This is a genomic window from Acidovorax sp. ACV02 (assembly GCF_014851475.1).
GTDB lineage: Bacteria > Pseudomonadota > Gammaproteobacteria > Burkholderiales > Burkholderiaceae_C > Acidovorax > Acidovorax delafieldii.
Genome location: NZ_JACUZU010000002.1, coordinates 621,808 through 636,586 on the forward strand (window position 1 = coordinate 621,808; position 14,779 = coordinate 636,586).

Genomic DNA, 14,779 nt, shown 5'->3' on the forward strand with positions numbered 1-14,779 from the left:
CACACCTGTCCTGTCTCACCCCCGTTCGATCTCTCTCCAACCATCCTTCAGGAGTCTCCCCATGACGATGCGACGAAACCTCATGCGTGCCACGGCTGCGGCTGCATTGGCCCTTACCCTGGCCCCTGTTTTTGCCCAGGGCGTGATCAAGATTGGCGAGGTCAACAGCTACAAGGCGCAGCCCGCTTTCCTGGAGCCCTACAAGAAAGGCATGGAGCTGGCGGTCGATGAGATCAACGCTGCGGGCGGCGTCAATGGCAAGAAGATCGAACTGATCACGCGCGACGACAACGCCAACCCCGGCGACGCTGTTCGCGTGGCCGAAGAGCTGGTGTCGCGCGAGAAGGTCGATGTGCTGGCTGGCACCTTCCTGTCGAACACCGGCCTCGCAGTGGCCGACTTTGCAAAGCAGAAGAAGTTCTTCTTTCTCGCGGGCGAGCCGCTGACCGACAAGATGACCTGGCAGGGTGGCAACCAGTACACCTTCCGCCTGCGTCCCGGCACCTACATGCAGGCCGCCATGCTGGTACCCGAGGCCGCCAAGATGAAGAAAAAGCGCTGGGCCGTGGTCTACCCCAACTACGAGTACGGGCAGTCTGCCGTGGCGGCGTTCAAGCAACTGCTCAAGGCCGCCCAGCCCGACGTGGAGTTTGTGGCTGAGCAAGCCACACCGCTGGGCCGCGTGGATGCCGGCAGCGTCGTGCAAGCGCTGTCCGATGCCAAGCCCGACGCCGTCTTCAACGTGCTGTTTGGCGCGGACCTGTCGAAGTTCGTGCGCGAAGGCAACACGCGCGGCCTCTTCAAGGGCATCGAGGTGGTCAGCGTGTTGACGGGCGAGCCCGAATACATGGACCCCCTGAAAGACGAGGCCCCCAACGGCTGGCTGGTGACCGGCTATCCCTGGTACGGCATCAACACCCCCGCACACAAGGCGTTCGAGCAGGCATACCAGGCCAAGTTCAAGGACTACCCGCGCCTGGGCTCGGTGGTGGGCTACAGCATGATCAAGTCGGCTGCAGCCGGTATTGCCAAAGCCAAGAGCACTGACACCGACAAGCTGGTCGCAGCCTTCAAGGGTCTGCAGGTAGACACCCCGTTCGGCAAGATCACCTACCGTCCTGAAGACCACCAGGCCACCATGGGCGCGTTTGTTGGCCGCACCAAGAACGAAGGCGGCAAGGGCGTGATGGTGGACTACGTCTACCTGGATGGCGCCGATGCCAAGTACCAGCCGTCCGCTGCCGACGTGAAGAAGTCACGAAGCGCTGATTGATTCCCCTAGGAGTCTGAGGCGCCTGCTGCGCCTCGGTCCCAGCAGACGCTACCGGCAGTCCGGCGCAGCCGGATTTCTGGTGGCGCTGGCGGGGGCGCGCCTGGCTTCTTTCATGTGCTGCGAGCGATGCGCAACACGGGTGGTGATGACTTGAGGGTTTTTCGAACATGAGTTTTTCGGGTTTCATCGTCCAGCTCATCAACGGGCTGGCGAGCGCGTCGTCGCTGTTCCTCGTGGCGGCGGGTCTGTCGCTGATCTTTGGCGTCACCCGCATCGTGAACTTTGCCCATGGCTCGTTCTTCATGGTGGGCATCTACGTCGCGTACTCGCTGGTCGAGCGCCTGAGCGGTGCCCTGGGCTTCTGGGTGGCCTTGCCGCTGGCCGCGCTGATCGTCGGCGTGCTGGGGGCGCTGATCGAGGTGGTGCTGCTGCGCCGCATCTACAAGGCGCCCGAGCTGTTCCAGCTGCTGGCCACGTTTGCACTGGTGCTGGTCATCAAGGACGCCGTGCTGTGGCTCTGGGGCCCTGACGAACTGCTGGGCCCGCGCGCGCCGGGCCTTTCAGGCTCCGTGAGCCTGCTCGGGCGGCAGTTTCCCAGCTACGACCTGTTCCTCATCGTGGTCGGTCCGCTGGTGCTGGGTGCGGTCTGGCTGCTCCTCACGCGCACCCGGTTTGGCACGCTGGTGCGTGCCGCTACACAAGACCGCGAGATGGTGAGCGCCCTGGGCGTCAACCAGGCCTGGTTGTTCACGGCCGTGTTTGCGCTGGGCGCGATGCTGGCCGGGCTGGGTGGCGCACTGCAACTGCCGCGTGAGCCCGCGACGCTGGAGATGGACCTGCACACCATCGGTGCTGCCTTCGTGGTGGTGGTGGTGGGTGGCATGGGCTCCATTCCGGGCGCGTACGCCGCCGCCCTGCTGATCTCCGAGATCAAGGCCATCTGCATCTGGCTGGGTGTGGTCGATGTGTTTGGCCTGAGTGTGTCGTTTTCCAAGCTGACCCTGGTGGTGGATTTTCTGGTGATGGCGGTGGTGCTGGTCTGGCGCCCGTGGGGCCTGTTCGGCAGGCCGCAGGCGCCCAGCCGCTACGTGGGCATGCAGGAGGAGCCGCTGCGTCGGCCTGGCAGGGCCTACCTGGTGGCGGCCGCCGTGCTGGGCCTGCTGCTGGCGGCAGCCCCGCTGCTGACCGCGCAGTCGCCGTACACCACGGTGTTGCTGATTGACCTGCTGATCGCAGCGCTGTTTGCGGCCAGCCTTCACTTCATCATGGGGCCTGCGGGCATGCACTCCTTCGGCCATGCCGCCTACTTCGGGCTGGGCGCCTATGGCGCGGCCCTGCTGGTGCGCTCGCTCGGGCTACCGATGGAGATCGCACTGGTGGTGGCGCCGCTGGTGGCGGCGGCCGGGGCGTTTGTCTACGGGTGGTTTGCGGTGCGGCTGTCGGGTGTGTACCTGGCCATGCTGACGCTGGCCTTTGCCCAGATCACCTGGGCCATCACCTACCAGTGGGACAGTTTCACGGGGGGCAGCAACGGCCTCACAGGCGTGTGGCCTGCGGCCTGGCTGGCAGACAAGCGCATGTATTACTGGCTCACGCTGGCGTTGGTGGGGGCAGGGGTGTGGTGGCTGCGCCGCGTGCTGTTCTCGCCGTTTGGCTATGCGCTGCGCGCGGGGCGCGACTCTGTGCTGCGCGCCGACGCCATCGGCATCGACGTCAAGCGCATGCAGTGGGCGGCGTTTGTGGTGGCGGGCACGGCTGCAGGGCTGGCAGGGGCGCTGTATGCGTTCTCCAAGGGCAGCATTTCGCCGGAGTCGCTGGCCGTGGGCAAATCGGTGGACGGGTTGGTGATGGTGCTGCTCGGTGGCATCCAGACGCTGGCGGGCCCCGTGGTGGGCGCGGTCACCTTCACCTGGCTGCACGACACCGTGGCGCGCAACACCGACTACTGGCGCGCCATGCTGGGCGCCATCATCCTCATCCTGGTGCTGCTGTTTCCGCAGGGCATCGCTGGCACCATCAAACAGATTTTTGACAACATGCGCGACGCCAAGAACACCAAGGAGGGCGCAGCATGAGCCTCCTCAAAGTCACCGGTCTGGGCAAATCGTTTGGCGGCGTCAAGGCGGTGGATGGCATCCACTTCGAACTGGCGGCTGGCGAGCTGCTGGCGCTGATTGGCCCCAACGGCGCGGGCAAGTCCACCACCTTCAACATGGTCAACGGCCAGCTGCCTGCCGATGCAGGCTCCATCCAACTCAACGGCCAGGAGCTGGTGGGCCGCAAGCCCCGCGACATCTGGCGCATGGGGGTGGGCCGCACCTTTCAGATCGCCGAAACCTTTGCATCGCTGACGGTGGTGGAGAACGTGCAGATGGCACTGATCTCCAACGACGGCCTGCTGTTCTCCATGTGGCGCAGGGCTGCCGACCACAAGCGCGAAGAAGCCCTGGCGTTGCTCGACCAGGTGGGCATGAAGTCGCAGGCCGACCGGCCCTGCAGCGTGCTGGCCTATGGCGATGTGAAGCGCGTAGAGCTGGCGATTGCCATGGCCAACGCTCCCAAGCTGCTGCTCATGGACGAACCCACCGCCGGCATGGCGCCCAAGGAGCGCAACGAACTCATGGCGCTGACCAAGCAGCTGGTGATCGACCGCAACATGGCCGTGCTCTTCACCGAGCACAGCATGGACGTGGTGTTTGCCTATGCGGACCGCATGATCGTGCTGGCGCGCGGGCGGCTGATTGCCGAGGGCAAGCCGCTGGAGTTGCGCGACCACCCCAAGGTGCAGGAGGTCTACTTCGGCACCGGCAAGACGTTTGAGAAGAAAGCCGCAGCCAATGCGGAGGCGGCATGACCATGACGACCCACAACCCCAAAGAACTGCTGCTCCAGGCCAAGGGCCTGCAGGCCTGGTACGGTGCCGCGCAAATCCTGTACGACGTGGACCTGGACGTGCGCCGGGGCGAAGTGGTTGCGCTGATGGGCCGCAACGGCGCAGGCAAATCCACCACGCTCAAGACGCTGATGGGCATGCTGGCCAAGCGCAAGGGCAGTATCCAGTTCATGGGCAAGGACCTGTCCAGAACCGACCCGCACGACGCTGCCCGCCTGGGCCTGGGCTTTGTGCCCGAAGACCGCCGCGTGTTCACCGACCTCACGGTGATGGAGAACCTGGAAGTGGGCCGCCAACCCTCCCGCACCTGGCCCGACGGCACAGCCGCCCCGGTGTGGACGCCCGAGCGCCTGTTCAAGCTCTTCCCCAACCTGGGCGAGATGCCCCAGCGCCCCGGTGGGCGCATGAGCGGCGGCGAACAGCAAATGCTCACCGTGGCCCGCACGCTCATGGGCAACCCCTACCTGGTGCTGCTGGACGAGCCCTCTGAAGGTGTGGCGCCCGTCATCGTGGAGCAGATGGCGCACATGATCCTGGAGCTGAAAGAGCAGGGCGTGAGCATCCTGTTGTCCGAGCAGAACATGCACTTTGCCGAGCTGGTCTCCGACCGCGCCTATGTGCTCGAAAAGGGCCAGATCCGTTACCAGGCCAGCATGGAAGAGCTGGCCGCCAACGAAGAGGTGCGGCGCGCCTACCTCAGCGTGTGAAGCAGAAGTTCCCCGGCCCTGGCCCTACCGGGCCATGGCCGATGTGTCAGTGCGTTCCCAACCGGAGTGTTCACCATGCAAACTGCGCAACGTCGTCGCTTTCTTCTTCAATCGGCCGCGCTTACCGTGGCCGGGGCCAGCTTCCCCGCCAGCTGGGCGGCAGGCAAGATCAAACCCGGTGAGCGAGCGGCGCTCATCGTGGTCGATGTGCAGAACTGTTTTGTCCCCGGCGGCACGCTGCCCGTGGCCAAGGGGGATGAGGTGGTGCCCGTCATCAACCGCATTGCCACAGCGTTTGAAAACGTGGTGGTCACGCAGGACTGGCACACCCAGGGCCACGCCTCTTTTGCCAGTGCTCACGCGGGCAAGAAGCCGTTTGAAACCACCAAGCTGAGTTACGGCCAGCAGGTGCTGTGGCCCGACCATTGCGTGCAGGGCACCGACGATGCCGCCCTGCACAAGGACCTCCAGGTGCCCAAGGCCCAGGTGATCCTGCGCAAGGGCTTTCACCAGCATGTGGACAGCTACTCGGCCTTTGAAGAGGCCGACCGCAAGACCTCCACCGGCCTGGCGGGCTACCTCAAGCAGCGTGGCATCAAGACCGTATTTGTCACCGGCCTGGCCACCGACTTCTGCGTGGCGTGGACGGCGCTGGACGCCAAACGCCTGGGCTTCGAAACCTATGTGGTCGAAGATGCGACCCGCGCCATCGACCTCAACGGATCGCTCGACGCAGCCTGGAAAAACATGAAGGCCAAGGGTGTCAAACGCATCCAGTCCAGCGACATCGATGTCGCCTGACGGCGCACCGCCCCGGTGCTTCGGCGCCGGGGTTTGACGGATTCACAACACCCCGCAGAAATGGTTGCGCAGCCGCTCCGCTTGCAGGGAAACTTGCGCCTTTGATGTAAGGAGCGTTTCATGAAATGTCGTGGGATGGAGGAGGGCAGCATCGACCGCCGTGTGGTGCTGACGGCCCTGGCCGCCGCTGCTCTGGGGGCCGCGGGCCCGGCTGCTGCCGAGACCGGGGTGACGGACACCCGCATCAAGGTGGGGCAATCGGCCGTGTTCACCGGCCCGGCCAAGGATTTCGGGGTGGACTACAAGGCGGGCATTGCGCTGGCGTTCGACAAGGTGAACAAGACCGGCGGCGTGCAGGGGCGCACGCTGGAGCTGGTGTCGCACGATGACGCGTACGAGCCCAAGAAGACCGCCGAGAACACGGCCAAGCTCATTGACGAAGACAAGGTCTTCGCCCTGATCGGCTACGTGGCCACCGGCAACCTTATCGCCGCCATGCCCCTGGCAGAGAAGGCGGGCGTGCCCATGTTCGCGCCGCTGGTGGGCACCACCTCGTTTCGCACCACGCACAACCGCTACCTGTTCCACGTGCGCGCCAGCTACGAGACCGAGCTGCGCAAGATCGTGGGCCACCTCGCCACGCTGGGCATCAACAACATTGCCGTCATTTACCAGAACAGCGCGTTTGGCAAATCCAACCTCGACACCTGCCTGCAGATCGCTCAGGGCCTGAAGGTCAAGGTGGTCGATTCCGTGCCCATGGAGATCGCCGCCACCGACGCCAAGCCCCAGGTGGCGCAGCTCACCAAGGCCCAGCCGGGCGCGGTGGTGATGATCATGGCGGGCAAGATGGTGGAGGTGTTCCTGCGCGACTACCGGGCGGCGGGCGCGGCGTCGCCGCTGTACACCATCTCGGTGGGCATCACCGACGCACCGGGGTCGGCCCAGCGCCTGAACGGCGGCATCGAAGGGCTGGTCACGGCCAGCATCGTGCCGTCGCCGCAGGCCAGCCGCCTGGCCATCGTGGCCGACTACCGCAAGGACCGCGCGGACGCGGGCGAAAAGATCGACAGCTACACCATGCTGGAGGGCTATATCGCCGCGCGTGTGTTTGTGGAGGGCCTCAAGCGCGCAGGCAAAGCGCTCACGCGTGAAGGCTTCATCAAGGCCATGGAAGACATGGGCACCACCAAGATCGGCGACTTTCCGCTGGTGTACGGCCCGGGCAACCACAATGGCTCCAACTTTGTGGACCTGGAGATGTACACGCGCAGCGGGTCGCTGCGACGCTGAGAAAAAACCACCGAGACATGCACGCGCCCGCTTCACTCTCCCCGGTCGTCGTTAATGGCCAGCCGTTTGCCCTGCCGCAAAGCACTTTGGCCAGCGCCACGTTGCTGCACGTGCTGCGCAACGACCTGTCGCTCAACGGCCCCAAATACGGCTGTGGCCTGGGGCAGTGTGGTGCCTGCACGGTGCTGGTGGATGGTATTGCCGCGCGGTCCTGCGTGATCCCGGCGCAGGGCGTGGCAGGCCGCGAGGTGACCACGCTGGAGGGGTTGCCCCGGCGTTGCAGCGTTACCGAGGGACTTCACCCGGTGCAGCAAGCCTTTGTGGATGAACAGGCCGCGCAATGCGGCTATTGCCTCAATGGCATGGTGATGATGGCCGTGGCCCTGCTGGAGCGCAATCCAGACCCCGACGAAGCAGCCGTACGCCGCGAGCTGTCGGGCAACCTGTGCCGCTGCGGCACGCATGTCGAAATCATCCGCGCCGTGCTGCGCGCGGCCCAGCTGATGCGCGAGGCCCAGGCATGAACACGCCTCCATCCCTGCGCGCCCACAGCCCGCTCACCCGCGCCGACTTCCATGCCGCCCAGGGCGTGCTGCTGGTGGTGCGCAACCCGCCGCCCGCACCACCGCCCGTCAAGGGCCAGCCCGCCCTGGTGGCGGGCAACCCGGCCGAGGGCGTGGAGATACTGGTCGCCGTGTGGGACGACGGCAGCGTGACCGCACTCAACGGCCATGTGGACCTGGGCACCGGCATCCGCACCGCACTCGCGCAGATCGTGGCCGAAGAGCTGGACGTGCCCTTGACCCAGGTGAACATGGTGCTGGGCGACACCACACGCGCGCCCAACCAGGGCGCCACCATCGCGAGTGCATCCATCCAGATCCACGCCAAGCCCCTGCGCACCGCTGCCGCGCAGGCGCGCCACTGGCTGGTAGCGCAGGCCGCAGAGCGGCTGGGCGTGCCGGTGGAGGCATTGCAGGTGCGCGCCGGGGTGGTGCAGATCACTGCAGACCCGTCGCGCCACGTGGCCTACAGCGCGCTGCTGGCGGGCGCACACACCACGCTGGAGCTGGCCGACACCACGCCCACCAAGGCCGCCGCCGATTACACCGTGGTCGGCCAGTCCGTGCCACGCGTGGACATCCCCGCCAAGGTCAGTGGCGAGCTGGTGTTTGTGCACGACATGCGCGTGCCCGGCATGCTGCACGGCCGCGTGGTGCGCCCGCCGTATGCGGGGGCCGACCATGGCGACTTCATCGGCAACACGCTCGAATCGGTGGACCAGCAGTCCATCGCCCACATCCCCGGCATCCGCGCCGTGGTGGTGATCCGCGACTTTGTGGGCATCGTGGCCGAGCGCGAGGAACAGGCTGAGCAGGCGCTGCGCGAGCTGAAAGTGCGCTGGAAGGACTGGCCTGGCTTCCCGCGCCAGGACAGCGCCGAGGCGCTGGAACAGGCCATTCGCGCCAACCCCGCCACGCAGCGCCGCCTGGTGGACGAGGGCGATGTGGAGGGCGCCCTGGCCGCGCTGTCTACCGACGGCCAGCCCATGCCACGCACCTATGTGTGGCCCTACCAGATGCATGGCTCCATCGGCCCATCGTGCGCGGTGGCCGAATGGCGCAGTGATGACAGCACAGGCCGCCCGCGCATGACGGTGTGGGCGGGCACCCAAAACCCCCATGTGCTGCGCGCCGACCTGGCCCGCCTGATGGGCCTGGCCGATGTGGACATCGACCTCATCCGCATGGAGGCCGCAGGCTGCTATGGCCGCAACGGTGCCGACGATGTAGCGGCCGATGCGGCACTGCTCTCGCGCGCCTTGGGCGCCCCGGTGCGCGTGCAGCTCACGCGCGAGCAAGAGCATTTGTGGGAGCCCAAGGGCACAGCCCAGCTCATGCAGGTGCGCGGCGGCCTCAAGGCCGATGGCACCGTGGCGGCGTACGACTTCGAAACGTCCTACCCCTCCAACGGCGCGCCCACGCTGGCCCTGCTGCTCACCCGCACCATCGAGCCCGTGGCCCAGGCCTATGAGATGGGCGACCGCACCGCGCGCCCGCCCTACCAGTACGACAACCTGCGCGTGGCCGTCAACGACATGCCGCCCATCGTGCGCGCGTCGTGGCTGCGCGGCGTGTCGGCCCTGCCCAACTCGTTTGCGCACGAGTCGTATGTGGACGAACTGGCTACTGCTGCGGGTGTGGACCCGGTGCAGTTTCGCCTGCAGCTGCTGAACGACCCGCGCGCCGCCGAACTGGTGCAGGCCACGGCCGAAAAGGCGGGCTGGATTCGCCGCACCGGCCCGCAGCAGCGCCCCTTGGAGGGTGACAACAAAGGTGAGTGGGTCCAAGGCCAGGGCTTTGCCTATGCCCGCTACATCCACAGCAAGTGGCCCGGCTTTGGCGCCGCCTGGGCGGCCTGGGTGGCCGATGTGGAGGTCAACAAAAAGACCGGCGAGGTGCATGTGCGCCGCGTGGTGGTGGGGCACGACGCGGGCCTGATGGTGAACCCCGCCGGTGTGGAGCAGCAGGTGCACGGCAACGTGCTGCAGACCACCAGCCGCGCGCTCAAGGAGCAGGTGACGTTCGAGCCCGTCAAGCAGGCCGTGGACAACCGCGAGTGGGGCAGCTACCCCATCCTGAGCTTTCGCGAGGTGCCCGTCATCGAGGTCATGCACATGCCCCGGCAAGACGAGGCACCGCTGGGCTCCGGCGAGTCGTCGTCAGTGCCGGGCACGGCGGCCATCGCCAACGCGATTTTTGATGCGACCGGCGTGCGCTTCCGTGCGCCGCCGTTCACGCCCGAGGTGGTGCGCGCCGGGCTCAACCCCTTGCCCGGCGGCGCAGGCGAGGCGGCTGCAGGCAGCACCGCACCCACCGAGCAGGCCGAGGTACTGCCCACGCTGGAGCTGCCCGCACCCACCGTGCCCGCCAGCGCCACATGGCCCGCAAAACGCAGCCCCTGGGCACGTGCCTTGGCCCTGGCCGCTGGTGGCATCGCCATGGGTGCAGCGCTGCTGGGCTGGCGCCCCTCCATCGCGCCCGTGGTGCAGACGGCGGGTGCCTCGGTCTACAACGCCGGCACCATCGAGCGGGGCCGCCTGCTGGCCGCTGCGGGCGACTGCGCGGTGTGCCACACCGCCCCCGGCGGCACGCCCAACACGGGTGGCCGCGCCATGGAAACGCCATTCGGCAAGGTCTACACCACCAACCTCACGCCCGACGCCGAGACCGGCATCGGCCAGTGGTCCTTCAGCGCCTTCCAGCGCGCCATGCGCGAAGGCATCTCGCGCGATGGCAAACACCTGTACCCTGCGTTCCCTTACACCTCGTTCGCCAAGATGAGCGACGACGACCTGACCGCGCTGTACGCCTACCTGATGGCGCAGCCTGCCGTGCGGGCCGAGGTGCCGAAGACCGAGCTGGCCTTCCCGTTCAGCGTGCGCCCCCTCATGGCGGGCTGGAACGCGCTGTTCCACGACGCGACCCCGTTCAAGCCCGACCCGACCCGCCCGCCCGAATGGAACCGCGGCGCCTACCTGGTGCAGGGCGTGGGCCACTGCGGCGCCTGCCACACGCCGCGCAATGCGCTGGGGGCCGAGCTGGGCGGGGCTGCGTTCCTCTCGGGCACCATGGTGGATGGCTGGGAGGCGCCTGCGCTCACCGGCCTGTCGAAGGCGCCCGTGCCCTGGACGGCCGATGCGCTGTACGGCTACCTGCGCCACGGCCACAGCCCGCAGCACGGCAGCGCCTCCGGCCCCATGGCACCCGTGGTACGCGAGCTGGCGCACCTGCCCGACGACGACATCCGCGCCATGGCGGGCTACCTGGCCTCGTTCACCGCGACGGACGCGGCTACCCAGCCAGCCACCCTGCCAGTGTCTGACCCGCAGCAGCGCGCCCAAACCGCTGTGGCCCAGGCCGCTGCGCTGGCCCCGCAGCCCGGCCAGGCCCAGCGTTTGTTCGACGGCGCCTGCGCCGCCTGCCACCACGACGGCGACGGCCCGCGCCTGCTGGGCGTGAACGTGCCCCTGGCCCTCAACAGCAACTTGCACAGCGACCGGCCCGACAACCTGCTGCAGGTCATCGTGAACGGCATCCGCGAGCCCGCTGCGCGGGACATCGGCTTCATGCCCGGCTTTGGCCACGCGCTCAGCGACGCGCAGATCACCGAGCTGGCGGGCTACATGCGCCAGCGCTACGCCCCCGGCCGCCCGGCGTGGCGCGATGTGCCCGAGGCGCTGGCCCGTGTGCGGGCGGGGCCTGCACATCCGTAGCCTGGCGATCCTGCAGACCCCCTTTGGGTGATCGTCAACACGGTTTTGGAGCCTTTTGGTGCTGAGGCGCTAGTGGAATAAGCGCAAACTGCTATCAAAAATAGAGCGACCGCAGGTGCAGTGTTCGGCCCGACAATCGGGCTGCACCACCGTCCAGACACCATGACACCTGCCATGTCTTTGCCATCGCACAGCGCCTTGCGCACCCCGCACCGGCGCGTGCGGCGCATCGGCGGGGCCGCAACGCTGGCCCTGTGTTGCCTGGCCCTCACGGCCTGCGGGCCGGATGTGCAGGGGTCGCCCAAGCCGCCTCCGGCGTTTGGCCCGGTGCAGAGCAGCTGGTTCGGCTGCCCGTCCTTGCAAGGCGTGTACGCCTGGCCGCCGGTGGAGCCCGCTGGCGTGCGGGGCAGCCTGCCGTTTTTCACCGGCTCGGCCGAGATGCAGGTCTGGGTGCAGCAGCAGCGCGGCGAAACCACGCTACGCACGCGCACCGTCAACCGCGCGCGCAACGTGCGCACCTCGCTCACCCGGCAGTGGAGCCTCGTCACCTACAGCGGCGCGCAGGCCCGCTGCAGCTCCGGCATGCTCGACCTGGTCCCGCAGACCGTGTCGCCGGACAAGGAGCCTGGGGCCTCGGGCGTGCTGCAAGGGTTCAGGCTGGCGCTGCTCAAGGATGGCGGGTTGGCCGTGGGCAAGCGCACCCTCAGCACGGGCAACAAGGGCTCGTACTTCTCGTGGGGCGGGCAGTCCTACGGCAGCTACGACGCGCCCGATGTGGAGACCTGGACCTGGCTCAAGCTGGCCCGCACCGCTGCGGGGGACAGCGAGCCGCCGGTCATCGACGCCTACGTGCCCGGGGCCACGGCGCCCTAGGCTTTTTGGCTGCAGAGCGGCGCGCCAAAAAGCCCGCGAACTTCCCCGTTTATCGCGCCACCGCCTGCGCCGCCTCCTCGGCACAGTGGCATCGGGGCTTGGTCCATGGTGGGGCAGGCCCGGGCGCCCGCCTCTTTTTGTCGTGGCAGGCGCCCATGTCATCGGCCAGCCCCTGCGGCGGCCGCCCACTGTTGCCGTTCAAGGAGAAGACCATGCCCGCTAGCGAAATTGAAATCCACGCGATCGTGCTGCGACTGCTGCGTGAAGGCTATGCCGCCCTGACCGCCGCCCAACGCCGGGTGGTGGACACGCTGATGGCGGTGTGCTGACGCTTGCCTGCGGGCTGTTCGGAGCCCTTTTGAAGCCTTTTGGGCCGGATGCGCTAGTACTGATTGCCTGAATAGCTATCAAAAATGTAGTAACTGCAGCTCGGCCTGCATCGCCTGCGCAATCAGGCGCATGTCGTGGTCGCTGACGGCAAACAGCCCAAAGCGAAACTTGCTGCCCCAGCGCTGGCGGTCGTCCACAAACTCCAGCGCGTCCAGCAGCGGCGCAATCGCCGCCCCACGTGCAGGCACATAGGCCACGTCCCGCCGCGACGGCACAAACCCGCCGCCCATGTCAAACGCATACGGCGCGCCCGGCAACACGATGCCAATCGAGACAAACGCCTGCAGCCGGTCCTTGCCCCCCATGGTCACCGTGGGCGCGTAGTACGCCACGCGGTCGCCGGGGCGTATGCGCTGCAGCGGCGCCACCTTGCCATGGCACACCTGCATGTAACCCGCGCCCGGCGTGGCGCAGCCCCGGCGAGCCTGCTGGGCGCAGGCCACGGCGATCCAGTTGCGGCGCGTGGCGGCCGCAGAGGTCGCTGCCAAAACAGGCATGTCGCTGCGCGCAGGCGCGGCATCCGGCCAAAGAGGGTGTTGCAGCACGGCGTCGGTCATGAGAAAGCTCCTGATCAAAGAAGCCACCGATGGTGCGGGCGTGCTGCTGACACCGCAGTGTCAGTACCTTTGCAGCATCCCTGTCAGCGCCGCTTGAGCCATCAGACCAGCTGCCCCCACTGCCACAGCGCAAACCCGCCCAGCAGCAGGGCCGACGCCCGGTTGATGCGCTGGCGCCAGGCGGGTGTAAAGCGCTGCCGTTGGTAGGCAATCGCGCCGGTCAGCAGCAGCCACCAGGCGGCAGAGCCGACCAGCACGCCCGCCACCATCCACAGCGGCGACGGCAGGCTGGGCCGACCTGCCCCCAGCGAGCCAAACACCGCAATGAACGACACGATGGTGGCCGGGTTGGCCAGCGTCAGCGCAAACGTGCCGGCCGCCAGGCCCAGCAGCCCCCGCGCATCGCGGGCCGGGGCTGCGGTGTGGGCCACCGGCGCGTGCCAGGTGCGCCAGGCCAGCACCAGCAGCAGTGCGCCGCCGCCCAGCGCCAGCGGCGTCTTGGCCTGCGTCAGCCCATCGATGAGCCAGCGCACGCTGAAGGCACCCACGGCGCCATACACCGCATCGGCCGCAGCCGCGCCCAGGCCGGTGGCCAGCCCGGCTGCCAGGCCCCGCTCCAGGGTGCGTTGCATCGTCAGCAGGCCAATGGGGCCCACAGGGGCCGCGATGAGCACGCCGATGACGGCGGCTTGCAGAAACACGGTGATTGAGGTCAAGTCCATGCACCGATGCTAGGGCGGCGGCGGGCGGTGGAGAATGCAGAAAATTCGGCGAATCCAGAAATTGGTTTCGGTTTTTTCTGTGCCAATCGATAAAGGCTTTTATGGAAGTGGATGACAAAGCCTGGCGCCTGATCAGCGCGCTGCAGGCCGATGGCCGTGCCTCGCTCAAGGAACTGGCCGAGGCCGTGGGCCTGTCGGTGCCTGCTACGCTGGAACGCCTGCGCCGCCTGCAAGAGGCGGGCGTGGTGCGCGGCGTGCATGCCGACATCGACCCCGCCAAGGTCGGCTACGGCGTGCGCGCCGTGGTGGGCATCAACGTGCCGCAGCCCGGCAAGAAGGCGCTGATCGACAAGCTGCGCCAGTCGCCCCAGGTGCTCGAATGCCACCACGTCAGCGGCAACGACTCGTATGTGATGCAGGTCGTGGCGCGCGACCTGCCCGATCTGGAGCGCTTTCTGGGTGACATCAACGGCTATGGTGAAACACGCACGTCCATTGTGTTCTCCACCCCCATCCCGCTGCGCGGCCTGGCCCGCCCGGAGGCGGGCTGACCCACCCCTCAGAACGTGATCTTCACCGACGCCGCACTGCGCTGCGCGTCGCCATGGAACACCGCCTCGATGTTGTTGCCATCCGGGTCCAGCACAAACGCGGCGTAGTAGCCGGGGTGGTAGGGGCGCTCGCCCGGCGCGCCGTTGTCGGTGCCGCCGTGGGCCAGCGCAGCTTGGTAGAACGCATCCACCATCGCCCGGTCCCGGGCCTGAAACGCCAGGTGATGGCGGCCTGTCAGGTGGCCCTGCGCGGCAGGGCTGTCGGCCGACGACACAAACAGCTCGTCGGCCCAGAAGTAGCCTTCGTCCGCCCCGCCCATGGGCACCTGCAGGGCCTGCAGCACCGCCGTGTAGAAGGCCTGGCTGGCCGCCAGGTCGCGCACGACCAGTTGCACATGGTCAAACAGCCTGCCCCGGTGGATTTCTTGCGCTTCCATGCTGTG

Annotated in this window: 13 protein-coding genes; 10 read left to right on the forward strand and 3 right to left on the reverse strand. The window is 67.4% G+C overall.

Translation table 11 applies throughout. From position 1 onward, the window contains the following. The first annotated feature begins 61 nt into the window (after nucleotides 1-61). From IB236_RS06745 to IB236_RS06785, 9 genes are all read left to right on the forward strand, one after another. Complete coding sequence (locus IB236_RS06745) at nucleotides 62-1,273, forward strand: ABC transporter substrate-binding protein (RefSeq protein WP_015012054.1); 1,212 nt, start codon at nucleotides 62-64, stop codon at nucleotides 1,271-1,273. Between the two features lie 167 nt (nucleotides 1,274-1,440). Next, entirely contained in the window at nucleotides 1,441-3,348 is a 1,908-nt protein-coding gene (locus IB236_RS06750) for an ABC transporter permease (protein ID WP_056057173.1), read from the forward strand. Next, nucleotides 3,345-4,127 (forward strand): ABC transporter ATP-binding protein, encoded by a 783-nt coding sequence (locus tag IB236_RS06755; protein WP_099731555.1) that lies wholly within the window; start codon nucleotides 3,345-3,347, stop codon nucleotides 4,125-4,127. The genes IB236_RS06750 and IB236_RS06755 overlap by 4 nt, the downstream gene beginning before the upstream one ends. A gap of 2 nt (nucleotides 4,128-4,129) precedes the next feature. Continuing rightward, complete coding sequence (locus IB236_RS06760; RefSeq protein ID WP_192419803.1) at nucleotides 4,130-4,873, forward strand: ABC transporter ATP-binding protein; 744 nt, start codon at nucleotides 4,130-4,132, stop codon at nucleotides 4,871-4,873. Between the two features lie 75 nt (nucleotides 4,874-4,948). Continuing rightward, on the forward strand, nucleotides 4,949-5,674 hold the full coding sequence (gene pncA / locus IB236_RS06765; protein WP_056057733.1) for a bifunctional nicotinamidase/pyrazinamidase: 726 nt from the start codon (nucleotides 4,949-4,951) through the stop codon (nucleotides 5,672-5,674). Between the two features lie 120 nt (nucleotides 5,675-5,794). After that, a complete protein-coding gene (locus IB236_RS06770; protein WP_082522292.1) occupies nucleotides 5,795-6,967 on the forward strand; it encodes an ABC transporter substrate-binding protein in 1,173 nt (390 codons plus the stop codon). A gap of 17 nt (nucleotides 6,968-6,984) precedes the next feature. Further along, complete coding sequence (locus IB236_RS06775) at nucleotides 6,985-7,491, forward strand: (2Fe-2S)-binding protein (protein WP_192419590.1); 507 nt, start codon at nucleotides 6,985-6,987, stop codon at nucleotides 7,489-7,491. Continuing rightward, nucleotides 7,488-11,243: a molybdopterin cofactor-binding domain-containing protein gene (locus tag IB236_RS06780; protein WP_192419598.1), complete on the forward strand. Its 3,756-nt coding sequence runs from the start codon at nucleotides 7,488-7,490 to the stop codon at nucleotides 11,241-11,243. The genes IB236_RS06775 and IB236_RS06780 overlap by 4 nt, the downstream gene beginning before the upstream one ends. 174 nt (nucleotides 11,244-11,417) lie before the next feature. Then, complete coding sequence (locus tag IB236_RS06785) at nucleotides 11,418-12,116, forward strand: hypothetical protein (protein ID WP_225580993.1); 699 nt, start codon at nucleotides 11,418-11,420, stop codon at nucleotides 12,114-12,116. Nucleotides 12,117-12,523: 407 nt separating this feature from the next. Here the strand turns inward: IB236_RS06785 and IB236_RS06790 are convergent, their stop codons facing one another. Next, nucleotides 12,524-13,063 carry an EVE domain-containing protein gene (locus IB236_RS06790; RefSeq protein WP_192419608.1) on the reverse strand — a complete coding sequence of 180 codons (540 nt, stop codon included), beginning with the start codon at nucleotides 13,061-13,063 and terminating at the stop codon, nucleotides 12,524-12,526. A gap of 101 nt (nucleotides 13,064-13,164) precedes the next feature. Then, nucleotides 13,165-13,785, reverse strand: coding sequence for a LysE family translocator (locus tag IB236_RS06795; RefSeq protein ID WP_192419609.1), 621 nt, complete (start codon nucleotides 13,783-13,785; stop codon nucleotides 13,165-13,167). 101 nt (nucleotides 13,786-13,886) lie between these two features. Here IB236_RS06795 and IB236_RS06800 point away from each other — a divergent pair, with 101 nt between their 5' ends. Then, nucleotides 13,887-14,336, forward strand: coding sequence for an Lrp/AsnC family transcriptional regulator (locus IB236_RS06800; RefSeq protein ID WP_015012065.1), 450 nt, complete (start codon nucleotides 13,887-13,889; stop codon nucleotides 14,334-14,336). Nucleotides 14,337-14,344: 8 nt separating this feature from the next. Here the strand turns inward: IB236_RS06800 and IB236_RS06805 are convergent, their stop codons facing one another. Further along, on the reverse strand, nucleotides 14,345-14,773 hold the full coding sequence (locus tag IB236_RS06805; RefSeq protein WP_192419610.1) for a VOC family protein: 429 nt from the start codon (nucleotides 14,771-14,773) through the stop codon (nucleotides 14,345-14,347). Between the last annotated feature and the right edge of the window lie 6 nt (nucleotides 14,774-14,779).